The organism is Rhodoblastus sp., from assembly GCF_041915505.1.
Lineage (GTDB): Bacteria > Pseudomonadota > Alphaproteobacteria > Rhizobiales > Beijerinckiaceae > Rhodoblastus.
Genome location: NZ_JAYSBG010000050.1, coordinates 1 through 15,168, shown reverse-complemented (window position 1 = coordinate 15,168; position 15,168 = coordinate 1). Strand labels below are relative to the sequence as shown.

Sequence of the window (15,168 nt, the reverse complement as noted above, 5' to 3'; positions counted from 1 at the left end):
CGAACCAGACCCAATGTCCGATCCTCGCATCGCCAAACCAGGACAAAGCGCCTCCCGCCGCCAGCGCGCCGACCGCCAGCAGGAAAAGGATGGTTCTGATCGCCGCCGCGTTCATATTCACCTCCGGCCCTGCGATGCGACATTAGCGGAACGGGCCGCGCCGTTCACTGACGCCGATCATTGTCGTGACTGGAGTCCGGCAGGGCCGGCGCCCGGCGAAACGTTCGCGACCCGGGCCATCCTGCGCAGAGGCGAGCGTAGGATGGCTCTCTCGGTCAGATCAACGGTTGTCGCTTCAAAAATTGTGGCGCAGCGAAGCTGACAAATCGCTGACATGAGTCGTCAGCAGCCTGTCATCGCGCCTTCGGCAAACTTCCCGCCAGCGCCCCCGAACGAATGCGGGCGCGGACGGAAAGGAAAATCATGCGCACGATAACCATTTTCGCCAGTCTCGCCGTTCTCGTGGCCACCGCAGGCGTTGCCGAAGCGGAGGGTACGGGGCGGTTCTGCATGGCTAAGGCAGGCAACGATTATCGGACTGTAGACGCCTTGCTGACCACCATGATTGACCACGGTTACAGAATCCGCGGCCTTGAAACCAAAGAGGGTTGGGGCAAGCTTCACGCTATAGATAGGAACGGCGCCGAGGCGGTGCTTTTCGTCGACCTGGCCTCCGGCGCCGATGTCGACGAGACCATCCGGCGAAATGACTAAAGTCCGGCGTGGTTGTCGTTGTGATCGCCGGCAATGCTGCGAACCTCGGCGCTGGCGCATACTTGATACGACAAGGCTTCCACTGCCGACGAGAACAGGATCAATCCTCATACGTGGCGTTGAACCAGCTGTTACCCTTCTTCTGGGGCCTTGAGCGCCCGGAACTGCCGCAACAAAAGGAGATCATAGGCAATTTTGAGCGCGCCGCAGAGGACGAGCGGCGCCGCGCCGCCGCCTGCTGCGAACAGCGCGCCGGCTAGCCCCGGGCTCAGCGAGGCCGCGAGGCTGCGCGGCACGGAGGTGAAGCTCGCCGCCGCCGGCCGTTCCGGCTCAGTCACGACCGCCATCACATAGGAAGAGCGCGTCGGCACATCCATCTGCGACAGAGCCGCGCGGATCAGCAACAGAGCGAGCGTCACATTGAGCGATGAGGCGAAGGCGGCGCCGATCAGGCACAGACTCGACGGAATATGGGTGAAGACCATGGTGTTGATCAGGCCGAAACGATCCGCGAGCCGGGCTGCGACCGGGAAAGAAAAGGCCGACAGGATTCCAGACAGGAAGAAGAAAACGCCCGCCGCCGCAAGCGAAAGATCGAATTTCTGGAAGAGCCACAGCGCCAACAGCGATTGGACGACGAAACCGCCAGCGAAGGCGTCAAGGCTGAACAAAGCCGCGAGGCGGTAGACAATTCCGCGCGACAGGCCCAGAGCGGCGGCGCCCTTCTCCGCGGCGACGGGCGGGCGCGCCGGCACACGCGCGTAGAACAATGCGCCGCCGAGGCCGAGGACAGCGTAAAGCGCGAACATGGCGCGCATGGCGCCGAGCTCGGACAGGCCGGTCCATTTGAGAAGATCCGGCGCGCCCGAGGCCAGGGCGCCGACTGAACCGGCGAGAGCTCCGACGAGGCTATAGCGCGCGAAGGCCCTGGTGCGATCGGCGGCGTTCGCCTCGCGCGCGACGACGGCATGTTCGATCGGCACAATCGCGCTGGCGCTGCCGCCCGAGGGATTGACCGTGCCGATAAAGGCGATCGCCAGAAGCACGGCATAGGCGTCGAAGGCCGCGAGCGCGGAGCCTGTCGCCGCCATCAGGAAGGCGCTGGCCAGAAGCAGGCGACGATAATCGAACCGGCCGCCAAGAAAACCGGCGCCTAGAGCCAGAGTCGCCGAGCCAAGCAACGCCACGCCGGCCAGTATGCCGATCGCGGCCGTCGAAAAGCCGAGGCGAATGAGATAGGACGGCAGAAGGACCGCGACAAAACCGTCGCCGAAATCGCGCAGGGCGCGGGCGCTGAAAAGAGCGATTAAAGCGTTCGACCGCCGCGGCGGCGCCGCAAGTGTTTCTGTTGGCTCCATCAGATGCGTCACTTCAGGTCACCGTGGACGATAGACGCGGATTTCCGCCGCCTCGCCATCTCTTGCCGGGGCCGCGACGAACAGACGGTCGAGTTCGGGCGAAAAGAATCCTGTTCGGGCGCCGTCCCTCGTCCGCAGGCGCGCCGCTTCGCGCAAGCTTATCGCATCGAGCACGGCAATGGCGCCTTCACCGCAAATCACATAAACGCGCCGGCGCGCTTCATCGTGAAACAGGTCGTCAGCATCGCGGCAGGTCAGGGATCGTCCGGCGTCCTCGCCAGTGCGGACGTCGAAGGCGGCGATTAGCGCAGGCATGCGATAGACCACGAAGAGACGATCGCCGGCGGCGTCGAGCGCCATCGGGAAATTGCCGACGGCGCCCGGAACGGTCCATTTTGCGATCTCCTGGCCCGACGCTCGGTCAATGACGCCAACGCGCAGGGCGCGCGGCTCGTTGACGAAGATGCGTCTGCCGTCCGGCGCGATCTGGAACGATTCCGGATGGGCGGCGAGCGGAATATTGGCGATCTTGGCGCCGGTCGCCGGATCGAGCACGGCAAGCGCGCCTGCGCCATAACCGACGATGATGTTTCCAGCCCTGTCGATACGGATGTTGTCGGCGTCTTCGCCGAGCGAAATTTCGCCCGTCCGGGCGAGTTCGCCGCCGCTGACGATCGCCACGGTTCCATCGCCGCCGTTTGCGATAAATAGCTTATTCGTCTTCTCAGAGAAGGCGACACCCTGAGGCTCCTTCAAACCGTTCAGTCGCCTCTCCAGCTTCCCTGCCGCAAGGTCGACGACAGCGAGAGAATTGTTGCCGAGTTCGGCAACGAAAAGCCGCTTGCGGCCAAGGTCCATCGCCAAATGGTCGATGCGTCCCTTGACCGCGCCGAGCGGGATGACGCCTTCCAGACTTAACTGCTCAATCTCTGCGGCTGGCTTTTCGTCGAGCGCGAGCGCGGTCGTGATGTAGGACCGGACCGGATCGCGTGTCGCGAGCCATGTCGCGCCGACGATGATCGCTACGGAAAGCAAGGTTCCTCGGCCAATCCCTAGGCGCATGGCGTCCCTCCCTCCGATCGGCTTCCTTCTATCGCCCACCAAGCGGGAGCCCGATTGCATGTAGGACAACGCCCGCCGCCGCGCAGGCGGCCAGCATTTGCAGCATGCCGAGTTTGAACCGCAACACCGCGAGCGCGGCGCCGAGCGACAGCAGCGCCGCCCAGGGATCGAGGCTGGAAAAGATCGGCGCGTCGAAGGACAGACCGAAAGCGCGGACAGGCGTGGTTTGATGAAAGAGGAAATGCAGCCCGAACCAGGCGGCAAGGTTGAGGATGACACCGACGACGGCGGCGGTGATGGCCGATAGCGCCCCGTTCAGCGCCTTCGCCCCGCGCAGCTCCTCAATGTAGGGCGCGCCGACGAATATCCATAGAAAGCATGGCGTGAAGGTCGTCCAGGTCGCGAGCAGGCCGCCGAATACGCCGGACAGCAGCGGCGACAGGCCGCCAGGATTGCGATAGGCCGCCATGAAGCCCACGAATTGCAGCACCATGATCAACGGCCCAGGCGTCGTTTCGGCCATGCCCAAGCCGTCGAGCATTTCGCCGGGCTTCAGCCAATGATAGGATTCCACCGCCTGCTGGGCGACATAGGCCAGCACGGCGTAAGCGCCGCCGAAGGTGACCACCGCCATCTTGCTGAAGAACACGGCGATCGCCGTGAACACATTCCCCGCCCCGGCGACAATGAGCAGGGTGAAAACGGGTGCGAGCCAAAGGGTGAGCCAGAGCAGAGCCGTTCGAATGGTCTGCCTCATGGACCGCTTGGCGTGGTCGGGAATCTCTTCGCCAAGCAGGCTTTCATGGTCGCCCCCGCCGCTGGTCGAGCCGTGGGCGGCGGAAAGCTGGAAAGCCGGCAGCCCGGCGCGCACGCCAAAATAGCCGATGGCCCCGGCGACAAGGATGATGATGGGGAAGGCGATATTGCAAAAGAAGATGGCGACGAAGGCTGCGGCGGCAATGCCGATCATCACCCGGTTTTTCAGCGCTCGCCTGCCGACGCGCAAAACCGCTTCGACAACGATGGCGAGCACCGCCGCCTTGAGACCGAAAAACAGCGCGCCGACGGGACCAATGGCACCGTAAAGCGCATAGATGACGCTCAGCGCCATGATGGTCGCAATGCCCGGCAGGATGAAGAGGCCGCCCGCCATTATTCCGCCGAGCGTGCTGTGCATCAGCCAGCCGATATAGGTGGCGAGCTGCTGTCCCTCGGGACCGGGAAGCAGCATGCAATAGTTGAGGGCGTGCAGAAAGCGCGTCTCGCTGACCCAGTGTTTCTCCTCGACGAGGACCTTATGCATCAACGCGATCTGCCCGGCGGGGCCGCCAAAGCTCAGCAAGGCGATGCGAAGCCAGACACGGAAGGCTTCGCCCAGCGAAACGCCGTGTCCGTATCGTTCTTGGCCGTTTGAAAGAGCTTGCGCGCTCATGGCTTTTTGCCGGATTTGAGGCGCGTCACGTCGTGATTATGCGCTTCGTCGATCGCGTCGCGCCGCCAACGGTAAAGGGCGTCATAAAACGCCATGCCCGCTTCAAGCTGTTCGTGATCGTCGGCGTGCAGGCGCGACAGGCCAAGCGAAAACGCCAGCAGCCCCGGAGATTCCGGCGTTAGTTCGGGCCTCCCGGTGTCGGCGCCGCGCACAATCTCGGCCAGCCCGATCAGTTCCTCGGTGTGCAGGCCCAGTTCGTCGATAAAGGCGTCGAAGCTGCATTTTTCGCCTCGATGCCCCCAAAACGCGCCCTCTATGTCAAAGGGCACGGCATCGAACGTTTTGGCGACGCTCGCGACATCGGAGGGGGCGACGAAAAGAAAGACGGCTTCCGGATCGATGAAACGGCGGATCAGCCAGGGACAGGCTATGCGGTCAACCTTGGGCCGCGCCCGGGTCACCCAGACTGTTCGTCCCAGTGCGTCGCGGCGCGGCAGTTTGCTTTCGGAGATCGTCGGATAGCCTGCTTCGGTCCAGGCGTCGAAGCCTCCAGCGAGCGTTTCCGCACCGACGCCGGCCGCTCGGAGCTGGGCTGCCACGCCAGGACCGAGCGCGGCGCCTCGGCGGGAGATCACGATCGCCGCGCGGCCGACATTACTTGTGGCCCAGGTCGCGGTCAGGCTGGCGTCGCGCCGCAACGAACCGGGAATCAGTCTTGGATCGGCTTCGAAATCATCGTTCGACCGAACGTCGACGAGGACTGGCCCCTTGGGCGCGCCCAGAAGGCGAAGGAGTTTTTCGGGGGAAATGGTCAGAAAGGCGGACATGCAACGTCATAGCTCCGAAAAGCGTGACGCGATGCTTGGGCATGTCGCCTCATGGGGAGATCGCGCTTCCCCATGAAAACGATATAGGAAAGCGCCAAACGGCTGTCAACAAGGGGCGGGCGCCCACCAAAATGCGATCCCGAAATATCGCGCGAATCCCTTAAGGAAGAAGAAGGCCTCGTAAACCGCAAAGGACTCGCCGTCCTAGAAAAGTCCCATTGATCGTGATACAGCTTCGTCGGCGCAGGATCGAAAATGTCGAAACTGGGGAACACCCGCATCGTGCTCTGGGTCATGGCGGCGCTCGTCGCGGTCGTGATGGGGTTTGGCGCGTCTGAAGCCCAAGCGCATTCAGGCCACGAGCATGGCCATCATGCCGCGGCCATCTCGTCCTCGCTTATTCCGACGCATCTGGAAGGCTTGGCCGGGCGCGAGGCGGTTCACGCGGCGAAATTGCGACCGCAACCGGCGCCCATCGTTGTCGCCACCGAGAGCGGGCTTCCAAATTCCCACGGCTCCAGCGACGCCTGCGGCTGCTGCGCTGGGCCAAGCTGCTGTTCCGTGGTCTGCCTGAACGCGATTTCACATCAGGTCGTTCCTCCTCCTGCCCTTGCCACAACGCTTGCCTTGCCATCGGGCCTGTCCCCCGTGGGGATTGATCCATCCGCCCTTTTGAGGCCGCCTAGACCCTTCGCCTGAACGCGTTTCACCGGCGCGCGTCCGTTTGACGAGACGCGCCGCCGCCTGCTGTTCTGGTTGAAAGTCTTCTTTCCATGTCCATTCGTCTGGCCGCGGTCGTCGCGGCGTTTTTGAGCGCGCTCGTCTGCGCGACGCCTTCGTTCGCCCATGAAGGCCACGACCACGACGCCGCCCGACCCGCCATTGCCCATGTGGCGCCCCGCGCCGAGGCGCAATCCGCGGCTTTCGAGCTTGTTGCTGTTCCCAAAGGAGATGCGCTGGAGATCTGGCTTGACCGCTTTGGCACCAACGCGCCTGTCGACGGCGCGACGATTTCCGTTGAAACCCCGACCGGATCGGTCGAGGCCGTCGCGCAGGGGCCTGGGATTTATCGCGTCCCGGCGCCATGGGCGACCAGGCCCGGGCGGACAGAACTGATCTTCACGGTGGTCGTTGGCAGTGACATGGACGTCCTGCCCGCGACTCTGGTCGTCCCGGACGCTCAGACAGCGCAGGCGCCGCCCGCCGCGGATTTCGCGGGCCTCGGCAAGATTTCGCCGTGGATCGCGGCACTCGCCTTGTTCGGCGGGGCCGCCGTTCCTATCCTGCTCCGCGACCGCCGTCGGCTGTGGGCGCCAATTCTTGGAATGGGACTCGTCGCGCTGTTCGGCGCCGTCTCGCTCTTCGCGCACGAGGGTCACGAAGAGGCGGTCGCCCCCGCGCCCACCGCTGTCGACCGGCCCGGCGTCACGGCGGACGGCATGGCGTTCATTCCCAAGGCGAGCCAACGCATTCTGGCCGCCCGGACACAAGTCAGCCAAAGCGACAGCCATAACGCTTCGATCGAACTCCCCGGCCGAGTCATTCCCGACCCCAACGCCAGCGGCATCGTCACGGCCGCCACGGCCGGTCGCCTGTCGCCGCCGCCGGAGGGCTTCCCCCATCTCGGGCAGAGCGTGAAAAAGGGCGACATCCTCGCTTATTCAACGGTTCCTTTCCTCGCCGTCGACCGCTCGACGCTGAACCAGATGGCGGGCGATCTCGACCAGCAGATCTCGATCGTCGAGCGGCGCCTTGCGCGTCAGCAAGCGCTGATCAAGACGCAGACGGTCGCCCAAGCGACGCTCGACGACACGCGGCTGGAACTCGATGGCCTTCGCCAGCGTCGAGCAACGATCGAAACGGGCCGGCGCGAACCCGAACCGCTCGTCGCGCCCATCGACGGCGTGATCGCTTCCGCCAATGCCGCCGCGGGTCAGATCGCCGATGCGAACGCCGTTATTTTTCAGATCGTCGATCCCAGGCGTCTGTGGGTCGAAGCCATGGCCTTCGAGCCCAAGGCGTTGAGCGCCGCCGCCTCGGCCCGGACAGCCGAGGGCAAGACCATTGATCTCGATTATGTCGGCGCAGGTTTAGCGGACCGCAATCAGGCTGTTCCAGTCGATTTCGCCGTTCGTGCGCCGACCGAAAACTTGCGCCTCGGGCAATTCGTGACCGTCACGGCGGCGACAAGCGGCGCCAAACAGGGCATCGCGCTTCCGCGCGCAAGCGTCGTCCGACGTGGCAATGGGCAGACCGTCGTCTTCGAACATGTCCGAGCCGAGCTTTTTGCGCCGCGCGACGTGCGGGTCGAACCGCTCGATAGCGACCATGTGTTGGTGCTCGCCGGCCTGACGCCAGGCCAGCGCATCGTCACACAGGCGGCGTCTCTCATCGACCAGGTGAGGTAAGCGCCATGTTCACCTTCCTTGTCTCACAGTCCCTGCGCAACAGGATGCTCGTGCTGGCCCTCGCCGCCGTCCTGATGATTTACGGCGCCTTCACCCTCCAGCGCCTGCCGGTCGACGTGCTGCCCGATCTCAACCGGCCGACGGTCACGATCATGACCGAGGCGGAAGGCCTTGCGCCGCCGGAGGTCGAGCAATTCGTCACCTTCGTCATCGAGACCCAGATGAATGGCGTGCCCGGCGTGACGCGCGTGCGTTCCACCTCCGGTGTCGGCTTGTCCATCGTCTACGTCGAATTCGACTGGGCGACCGATATTTATCGGGACCGTCAGCAGATCGCGGAGCGGCTGGCGCTGGTCCGCGACCGTTTGCCCCCGAATGTCACGCCGCAGATGGGGCCGGTCAATTCGATCATGGGGCAGATCGTGCTGCTCGCCATGACGGCGCCGGACGGCGTCTCGCCGATGGCGGTGCGCGAGGCCGCCGATTTCATCGTCCGGCCGCGCCTGCTCGCCATTCCCGGCGTCGCCCAGGTCATTCCGATCGGTGGCGAAATCCGCCAGTTCCGCGTCGCGCCCGACCTCAACGCCATGCGCGCGCTCGGGATCACGCTGGACCAGCTCGACAAAGCGCTTTCGCAATTCGGCGTCAATACCGGCGGCGGCTTCGCCGACCAGCATGCGAATGAATATTTGATCCGCAATCTGGCGCGGACCTTACGGCTCGAAGACCTCTCCGACCTTATCGTCGCGACGCCCAACGGCAAGCCAGTCCGGCTGCAGCAGATCGCCGACGTCTCGTTTGCCGCCAAACCCAAGCGGGGCGACGCCGGCTATATGGGCAAGCCAGCGGTCATCGTCTCGGTCGAAAAACAGCCGGACGTGGATACGGTCAAGCTCACGCAGTCCATCGAGGCTGCGCTCCAAGAGCTGGGCCCCTCACTACCCGACGGGATCAAGGCCGACCAGATCCTGTTCCGTCAGGCGAATTTCATCGAGACCTCGATCAACAATGTCGAACATGTCCTGATCGAAGCGATCATAGTCGTCGCGGTGGTCCTGTTCGCCTTCCTCTTGAACTGGCGCACCACAGCGATCTCTCTCACCGCCATTCCTCTGTCGATCCTCGTCGCGGCGATCGTCTTCCGCTGGATCGGCCTGTCGATCAACACCATGACGCTCGGCGGCCTCGCCATCGCCATCGGCGAACTGGTCGACGACGCGGTGGTCGACGTTGAAAACATCTTTCGGCGCCTGCGCGAGAACCGGCTCGCGGGAAGCCCTCGCAGCGCCTTCGACGTGATTGTCGGCGCAAGCCAGGAAGTGCGGTCCGGCATCGTTTACGCCACCGCGATCATCGTCCTGGTCTTCGTGCCGCTCTTCGCGCTGTCGGGGATCGAGGGACGGCTGTTCGCGCCGCTCGGGCAGGCCTATATCATCTCGATCCTGGCGAGCCTGATTGTTTCGATCACGGTCACGCCGGTCCTTTCCTATTATCTGCTGCCGAAGCTCAAACGCCTCGACGAACGCGAAGGCTGGCTCGTCCGCAAGCTCAAGGCGAGTTATGCGCGCACGCTCGGCGCGGCGCTGGATCATGCCCCTGCGCTGTTGGTCGCGACCGCGCTCGCCGTCGCGGGCGCCGCTTTTGCGGCTTTCCATCTGCCGCGCGCCTTCCTGCCGCCGTTCAACGAAGGGACGCTAACGATCAACGCCACCTTCTCCCCCGGCGTCACGCTCGCCGACTCGAACCGCGTCGGCCTCGCGGCGGAGCAATTGCTGCTGCAAATTCCCGAGGTCAAATCGGTTGGCCGCCGCACCGGCCGCGCCGAACTCGACGAACATGCCGAAGGGGTTCATTCATCGGAAATCGAGGTTGATCTTCAGCCCTCGAAGCGCGGCAAGAGCGAGATCTTGGCCGATATTCGCAACAGGCTCGGCGTGTTGCCAATGGCGGTCAATATCGGCCAGCCGATTTCGCACCGGCTCGACCATATGCTTTCGGGCGTCCGCGCCCAGATCGCATTGAAGGTTTTCGGCGACGATCTCGACGGCCTCATCCGCGTCGCCGAAGAGCTTCGCCAAAAGCTCGCGCCGATCCCAGGCCTCGTCGATCTTCAGGTCGAGCGGCAGGTCCGCATTCCGCAAATCGAAATCGCGGTGGATTATCAACGGGCCGCGCTCTATGGCGTCCAGCCCGCCGCGGTCGTCGATCAGCTGCAGCGCCTGTCCAATGGCAAGCTCGTTTCGCGCATCGTTGATGGCGTGCGGCGCTTCGACGTCGTGGTGCGGCTTGACGACCGGCTGCGCACGACGAGCGCACTCAGCGACCTGCTGATTGAGACGCCCTATGGCTGGGTTCCGGCCCGCCAGATCGCGGATGTGCGCGAGACCGACGGCCCCAACCAGATCCTCCGCGACAATGGAAAGAGGCGCCTTGTCGTCTTCGCCAATGCCGCGCCCGGCGCGGACATGAGCCGGATCATCGGCGATATCAGAACGAAGCTCGCCGAGGAGCAATTGCCGCAGGGCTTCTATACGAGTCTCGAAGGCACATTCCAGGCGCAGGAAGAGGCGAGCCGCACGATCGGCCTGCTCGCGCTGATCTCGCTCGGCTTGGTTTTCGCGCTGCTTTATTCGCGCTATCGCTCGGCGGTCTTCGCGGCGATCATCATGAGCGGCGCGCCGCTCGCGCTGATCGGCAGCGTCGCGGCGCTGGCCCTCTCCGGCCAGCCGCTCTCCGTCGCCTCAATGATCGGATTCATCACCCTGACCGGCATCGCCTCGCGCAATGGCATCCTCAAGGTCAGCCACATGCTAAACCTGGGACGGCAGGAAGGCCTGCCCTTCGGGCGCGATCTGGCGATCCGGGGCTCGCTCGAGCGCATGACGCCGGTGCTGATGACAGCGCTTTCCGCCGGCGTCGCCTTGACCCCACTGCTGTTCGACGCCCAGGCGCCCGGCAAGGAAATCTTGCATCCGGTCGCCATCACCATTTTCGGCGGCCTCGTCAGCGCGACCCTGCTCGACGCCTTCGTCACGCCGGCGCTCGTGCTGATGTTCGGCCGCAGGAGTTTCGAGCGGCTTGTCGCCCAGCCTCAAGAACAGGATTCCACCCAGAAAGCGCCGGACGCTCTTCAACCGGCCGCCTTTTGATCAACCCAGGAGAAATCGCATGAAACGCCGAACCATCATCGCCGCCGTTCTGATCGCTGCGCCTTCGCTCGCTTTCGGCCATGCCACGAAAATCGGCGAGCACGGCGGTCGGCAGACCGACGCTGGCGCCTTCCATGTTGAGGTCGTGGCCAAGGACAAGAATCTCGACGTCTATATGCACGATCATTCCGCGAAGGCGGTTAACGCCGCAGGCTTCAAGGGCGTCGCGATTTTCAAGGACGTCAGCGGGAAGCCCGAACGCATTCCGCTCGAACCGGCCGGCGATAACAAATTGTCCGGCGTCGCGCCCGCGTCCCTCCCGACCGAACTCGAGGGCGCCGTACAGATCACGACGCAGACCGGGAGTTCCATTCAGGGCAAATTCATGCCGCAGGCGATGGAACATGACCATATGGACGGCCACGACCAGTAAGGGCCAACAGACGCCCGGACGATTTTCAACGCGTTTTGGGCCTCCGACGCCGTCGCGCCGATGGCCATTTTCGAGGAGAACGGACATGAAACAGGTGATTAGATCTTTCGTGCTTTCCGCCGCGATCGCGCTGCCGTTTGCAGCCTCCGCCCAGCAGGACGACGCGCCCAAAGGCGCGGGCGGCATGAACTGCCCGATGATGTCGAATTCGGGCGCGCTGCAGAAGGGCATGGGCGATGTCAGGGCCGAAATGGCCGACATGATGAAGGACATGACCGATCCCGCGATGAAGGCGCGCATGCAGAAGATGCATGATCATATGTCCGCGATGATGGCCCAGATGCAGAAGAACGGCGGCATGATGGGCGGGGGCATGATGGGTGGTGGCATGATGGGCGGGCAGAAATCCGGCGACGGTGACAAGGCTGCGCCGCCGCCCGCCGCACCGGACGACCACAGCGCCCACCATCCCAACCAGTAAGTCGCGACGCCACGCGCCGCCCGGTCGAAAGCCTTGCCCGGAAAATCGAAAATCGGCGCGCCGGCGTCTGCACCGGCGCGCCAGCTCGCTGAAAGCGTTGAATTTGCGGGAGCGAAACCATGACTCACGGCGATGGCGGGCACAATCACGAGGGGCCCGGACGCGCATCACACGAACATGACGCACATCGCGATCACGGCGCGCCGGCGGCTAATGCGATCAAGGACCCGGTTTGCGGCATGACAGTCGATCCGGCCCAGTCCCCGCATCGCGCCGAATTTCGCGGCAAGACCTATCATTTTTGCTCGGCGGGCTGCCGCGGCAAATTTGTCGCCGAACCGGCGCGATACATTGAACCGTCGCGGAAGGCGTCGCCTCCGGCCGTTCCCGAGGGAACGATCTATACCTGTCCGATGCATCCGGAAATACGCCAGGTCGGTCCTGGTAACTGCCCGATCTGCGGGATGGCGCTGGAACCCGTCGTCGCGGCGACGGAAACGGGGCCGAGCGCGGAACTTAAGGACATGACGCGCCGCTTCTGGATCGGGCTCGCGATCACCCTTCCCGTCTTCGTTCTGGAAATGGGCGGCCATCTGTTCGGCTTGGGCCATATGCTCGGCCATTCCAGCTCGAACTTTATTCAATTCGTTCTCGCGACGCCCGTCGTGCTCTGGGCCGGATGGCCCTTCTTCGAACGCGGCTGGCGCTCGCTCCTGACGCGCCGGCTCAACATGTTCACGCTCATCGCCATGGGCACGGGCGTCGCCTGGGGCTATAGCGTCGTCGCCACGCTCGCCCCGCAGGCCTTTCCCCCGGCCTTTCGCGATGAACAGGGCGCCGTGGCGGTTTATTTCGAGGCGGCATCGGTCATCACGGTCCTCGTGTTGCTCGGCCAGGTGCTGGAACTGCGCGCGCGCGAAACAACCAGCGGCGCCATCCGCGCGCTCCTCGATCTGGCGCCCAAGACCGCGCGGCGGATCGAGGACGACGGGTCGGAAGACGAGATCGCGCTCGACGCGGTCGTGGCCGGCGACCGTCTGCGCGTGCGCCCGGGCGAGAAAATTCCCGTTGATTCCATCGTGCTCGAAGGGCGCAGCGCGGTCGATGAATCCATGGTCACCGGCGAGTCCATGCCCGTCACCAAGGAGGCCGGCGCAAATGTCATCGGCGGCACGATCAACCAGAGTGGCGGTCTGATCGTGAAGGCGGAAAAGGTCGGCAAGGACACCATGCTTTCGCAGATCGTCCAACTCGTCGCCGAAGCGCAAAGAAGTCGGGCGCCGATTCAGCGTCTCGCCGACGACGTTTCCGGCTGGTTCGTTCCGGCCGTCATCGGCGTCGCCATTCTGGCTTTTGTCGCGTGGTCGCTCTTCGGCCCCGAGCCGCGCTTGTCCTACGGCCTGATCGCCGCCGTCGCGGTCCTCATCGTCGCCTGCCCCTGCGCGCTGGGCCTCGCCACGCCCATGTCGATCATGGTCGGCGTCGGGCGCGGCGCGCAAGCCGGCGTTCTCATCAAGAATGCTGAGGCCCTGGAGCGGATGGAGAAAGTCAACACGCTCGTCGTCGACAAGACGGGAACGCTGACGGAAGGCAAGCCCGCCGTCACCGCGATCGTGCCTGCGCCAGGATTCACAGAGGCGGATGTCCTGCGTCTCGCCGCCAGCGTCGAGCGCGCCAGCGAACACCCGCTGGCCAAGGCCATCGTCGCTTCAGCCGAAGCAAGAGGCTTGCCCCTCTCGCCTGTCGAAGACTTCGACTCGCCGACGGGACGCGGCGCCATCGGCCGGGTCGAAGGGCGGCGCCTTGTCCTCGGCAACGCCCGCTTTCTGCAGGACGAAGGCGTTTCGGCGGATGCGCTGATGAAAGAAGCCAACGATCTGCGCTCGGAGGGCTCAACGGCGATTTTTGCCGCCATCGACGGGCAATTGGCCGGCGCGATCGCGATCGCCGATCCGGTCAAGGCAACGACGCCCGGGGCCCTGTCTGCGCTCAAGGAGGCCGGCGTCAAGGTCGTGATGCTGACCGGCGACAACTGGACCACGGCCGAGGCCGTCGCGCGGCGGCTAGGCATCGAGGACGTCGAAGCGGAAGTTCTGCCCGATCAGAAAAGCGCGGTTGTGCAACGCTACAAGGCTCACGGCCGGGCCGTCGCCATGGCCGGCGACGGCGTCAACGACGCGCCCGCGCTGGCCGCCGCCGATGTCGGCGTCGCCATGGGAACCGGCGCCGATGTCGCCATGGAGAGTGCTGGCGTCACGCTGCTCAAGGGCGACTTGACCGGTATGGTCCGGGCCCGGCGCCTGTCGCAGGCGACGATGGGCAACATCCGCCAGAACCTGTTCTTCGCCTTCATCTACAACGCGCTCGGCGTGCCGATTGCGGCTGGCGTGCTTTACCCCTTCTTCGGCGTGTTGCTCTCGCCAATCATCGCCGCCCTGGCGATGGCGCTTTCCTCCGTCAGCGTCATCACCAACGCCGCGCGGCTACGTCGGGCGAAAATCTGAGAAGAGGCAGCGTTTACACGGCCGGAGGGCGGCGGAATTTTGAACTGATCAGCCAGGCAAGGGAATCGGGACATCATGGGTTCGAATGGAATGATGGGCGGAATGTGGGGCATGAGCGTTTTCGGCGTGCTTGCGTTCGTCGTACTCATCCTCGCAATCGCAGCGCTGATCAAATATCTGCGCAGCTAAGCCGCGCCGGAAAGCGACCAAGAGGCGAATAGCGTAGTCGCTTCCAGCGGATTGTGGCTACTGTCCAAGCGCCAAATTGGGGTTGATCGCTGCGCGCCCGAGACCGGTCCTCAGGTCTAAGACCGTTTACCGGCCGTCTGTGCCGTTGGACCTTAAACGTTAGGGTTCAACATCGCTGGTTATGTCCAGCAGCACGTTACGCGACCTGCCGCAGTCGGCGTTGTGGTGGACGATGATGTTCATGCTCGGGTCCGGGCGTGGGACGTGGCATTCGCGCAGGTCACGCTGCGGCGCCGATGGCGTCCGCAGAGAATTGTTCGGATTTGAACGCGAAGACGCTCTCCGACGCCGAGGTCTTCAGGTTAGAAACAATAGCCGCCGAACGAGCCCATTTGACGGCCAGCGTTCGCACGCGTTCAAGAGCGTATTTTCCGTATAATTTCCGTACGTTTCGGAGATAAGCAGGTCGCCAACCAATAACTATTTGATTTTATTGGCGCGCCCAAGGGGAATCGAACCCCTGTTTTCGCCGTGAAAGGGCGACGTCCTAGACCGCTAGACGATGGGCGCGGGGCGAACCGGCGGAGCCGCTCGCGAAGTGGGGCGACGTA

General features: G+C 64.1%; 11 protein-coding genes and 1 tRNA gene. 7 read left to right on the top strand and 5 right to left on the bottom strand.

The annotated features are described in order from the left end of the window. Nucleotides 1-423: 423 nt before the first annotated feature. On the top strand, nt 424-714 hold the full coding sequence (locus ACE3S9_RS05505) for a PepSY domain-containing protein (protein WP_374545436.1): 291 nt from the start codon (nt 424-426) through the stop codon (nt 712-714). 131 nt (nt 715-845) lie between these two features. Here the strand turns inward: ACE3S9_RS05505 and ACE3S9_RS05500 are convergent, their stop codons facing one another. The 4 genes from ACE3S9_RS05500 to ACE3S9_RS05485 are packed head-to-tail and all read right to left on the bottom strand — an operon-like array spanning nt 846 to nt 5,393. After that, nucleotides 846-2,072: an MFS transporter gene (locus ACE3S9_RS05500; RefSeq protein WP_374545435.1), complete on the bottom strand. Its 1,227-nt coding sequence runs from the start codon at nt 2,070-2,072 to the stop codon at nt 846-848. An 18-nt stretch (nt 2,073-2,090) separates the two neighbouring features. Beyond that, entirely contained in the window at nt 2,091-3,134 is a 1,044-nt protein-coding gene (locus ACE3S9_RS05495; RefSeq protein WP_374545434.1) for a YncE family protein, read from the bottom strand. A gap of 28 nt (nt 3,135-3,162) precedes the next feature. Next, nucleotides 3,163-4,566, bottom strand: a complete 1,404-nt coding sequence (chrA, locus tag ACE3S9_RS05490) for a chromate efflux transporter (RefSeq protein ID WP_374545433.1) — start codon at nt 4,564-4,566, stop codon at nt 3,163-3,165. Continuing rightward, nucleotides 4,563-5,393 (bottom strand): chromate resistance protein ChrB domain-containing protein, encoded by an 831-nt coding sequence (locus ACE3S9_RS05485; RefSeq protein WP_374545432.1) that lies wholly within the window; start codon nt 5,391-5,393, stop codon nt 4,563-4,565. Before ACE3S9_RS05485 ends, chrA begins: the two co-directional genes overlap by 4 nt. A gap of 255 nt (nt 5,394-5,648) precedes the next feature. On the opposite strand from ACE3S9_RS05485, the gene ACE3S9_RS05480 reads away from it, so the two are divergent. From ACE3S9_RS05480 to ACE3S9_RS05455, 6 genes are all read left to right on the top strand, one after another. Further along, complete coding sequence (locus ACE3S9_RS05480; protein ID WP_374545431.1) at nt 5,649-6,092, top strand: hypothetical protein; 444 nt, start codon at nt 5,649-5,651, stop codon at nt 6,090-6,092. Nucleotides 6,093-6,166: 74 nt separating this feature from the next. After that, nucleotides 6,167-7,801, top strand: coding sequence for an efflux RND transporter periplasmic adaptor subunit (locus ACE3S9_RS05475; protein ID WP_374545430.1), 1,635 nt, complete (start codon nt 6,167-6,169; stop codon nt 7,799-7,801). A 5-nt stretch (nt 7,802-7,806) separates the two neighbouring features. Beyond that, nucleotides 7,807-10,950, top strand: a complete 3,144-nt coding sequence (locus ACE3S9_RS05470; protein WP_374545429.1) for an efflux RND transporter permease subunit — start codon at nt 7,807-7,809, stop codon at nt 10,948-10,950. 19 nt (nt 10,951-10,969) lie between these two features. Continuing rightward, nucleotides 10,970-11,383 (top strand): hypothetical protein, encoded by a 414-nt coding sequence (locus ACE3S9_RS05465; protein ID WP_374545428.1) that lies wholly within the window; start codon nt 10,970-10,972, stop codon nt 11,381-11,383. 85 nt (nt 11,384-11,468) lie between these two features. Next, a complete protein-coding gene (locus ACE3S9_RS05460) occupies nt 11,469-11,864 on the top strand; it encodes a hypothetical protein (protein WP_374545427.1) in 396 nt (131 codons plus the stop codon). Between the two features lie 119 nt (nt 11,865-11,983). Continuing rightward, the gene (locus tag ACE3S9_RS05455) at nt 11,984-14,368 is read left to right on the top strand and encodes a heavy metal translocating P-type ATPase (protein ID WP_374545426.1); all 2,385 of its coding nucleotides are present in this window, start codon (nt 11,984-11,986) and stop codon (nt 14,366-14,368) included. A gap of 683 nt (nt 14,369-15,051) precedes the next feature. Here ACE3S9_RS05455 and ACE3S9_RS05450 read toward each other — a convergent pair. Beyond that, nucleotides 15,052-15,127: transfer RNA gene (locus ACE3S9_RS05450), tRNA-Glu, on the bottom strand. Nucleotides 15,128-15,168 lie beyond the last annotated feature (41 nt).

What these genes read in the sequence shown, in the direction of transcription:
- ACE3S9_RS05505 (WP_374545436.1), top strand. Translation starts at nt 424, where the DNA reads ATGCGCACGATAACCATTTTCGCCAGTCTCGCCGTTCTCGTGGCCACC.
- ACE3S9_RS05500 (WP_374545435.1), bottom strand. Translation starts at nt 2,072, where the DNA reads ATGGAGCCAACAGAAACACTTGCGGCGCCGCCGCGGCGGTCGAACGCT.
- ACE3S9_RS05495 (WP_374545434.1), bottom strand. Translation starts at nt 3,134, where the DNA reads ATGCGCCTAGGGATTGGCCGAGGAACCTTGCTTTCCGTAGCGATCATC.
- chrA (WP_374545433.1), bottom strand. Translation starts at nt 4,566, where the DNA reads ATGAGCGCGCAAGCTCTTTCAAACGGCCAAGAACGATACGGACACGGC.
- ACE3S9_RS05485 (WP_374545432.1), bottom strand. Translation starts at nt 5,393, where the DNA reads ATGTCCGCCTTTCTGACCATTTCCCCCGAAAAACTCCTTCGCCTTCTG.
- ACE3S9_RS05480 (WP_374545431.1), top strand. Translation starts at nt 5,649, where the DNA reads ATGTCGAAACTGGGGAACACCCGCATCGTGCTCTGGGTCATGGCGGCG.
- ACE3S9_RS05475 (WP_374545430.1), top strand. Translation starts at nt 6,167, where the DNA reads ATGTCCATTCGTCTGGCCGCGGTCGTCGCGGCGTTTTTGAGCGCGCTC.
- ACE3S9_RS05470 (WP_374545429.1), top strand. Translation starts at nt 7,807, where the DNA reads ATGTTCACCTTCCTTGTCTCACAGTCCCTGCGCAACAGGATGCTCGTG.
- ACE3S9_RS05465 (WP_374545428.1), top strand. Translation starts at nt 10,970, where the DNA reads ATGAAACGCCGAACCATCATCGCCGCCGTTCTGATCGCTGCGCCTTCG.
- ACE3S9_RS05460 (WP_374545427.1), top strand. Translation starts at nt 11,469, where the DNA reads ATGAAACAGGTGATTAGATCTTTCGTGCTTTCCGCCGCGATCGCGCTG.
- ACE3S9_RS05455 (WP_374545426.1), top strand. Translation starts at nt 11,984, where the DNA reads ATGACTCACGGCGATGGCGGGCACAATCACGAGGGGCCCGGACGCGCA.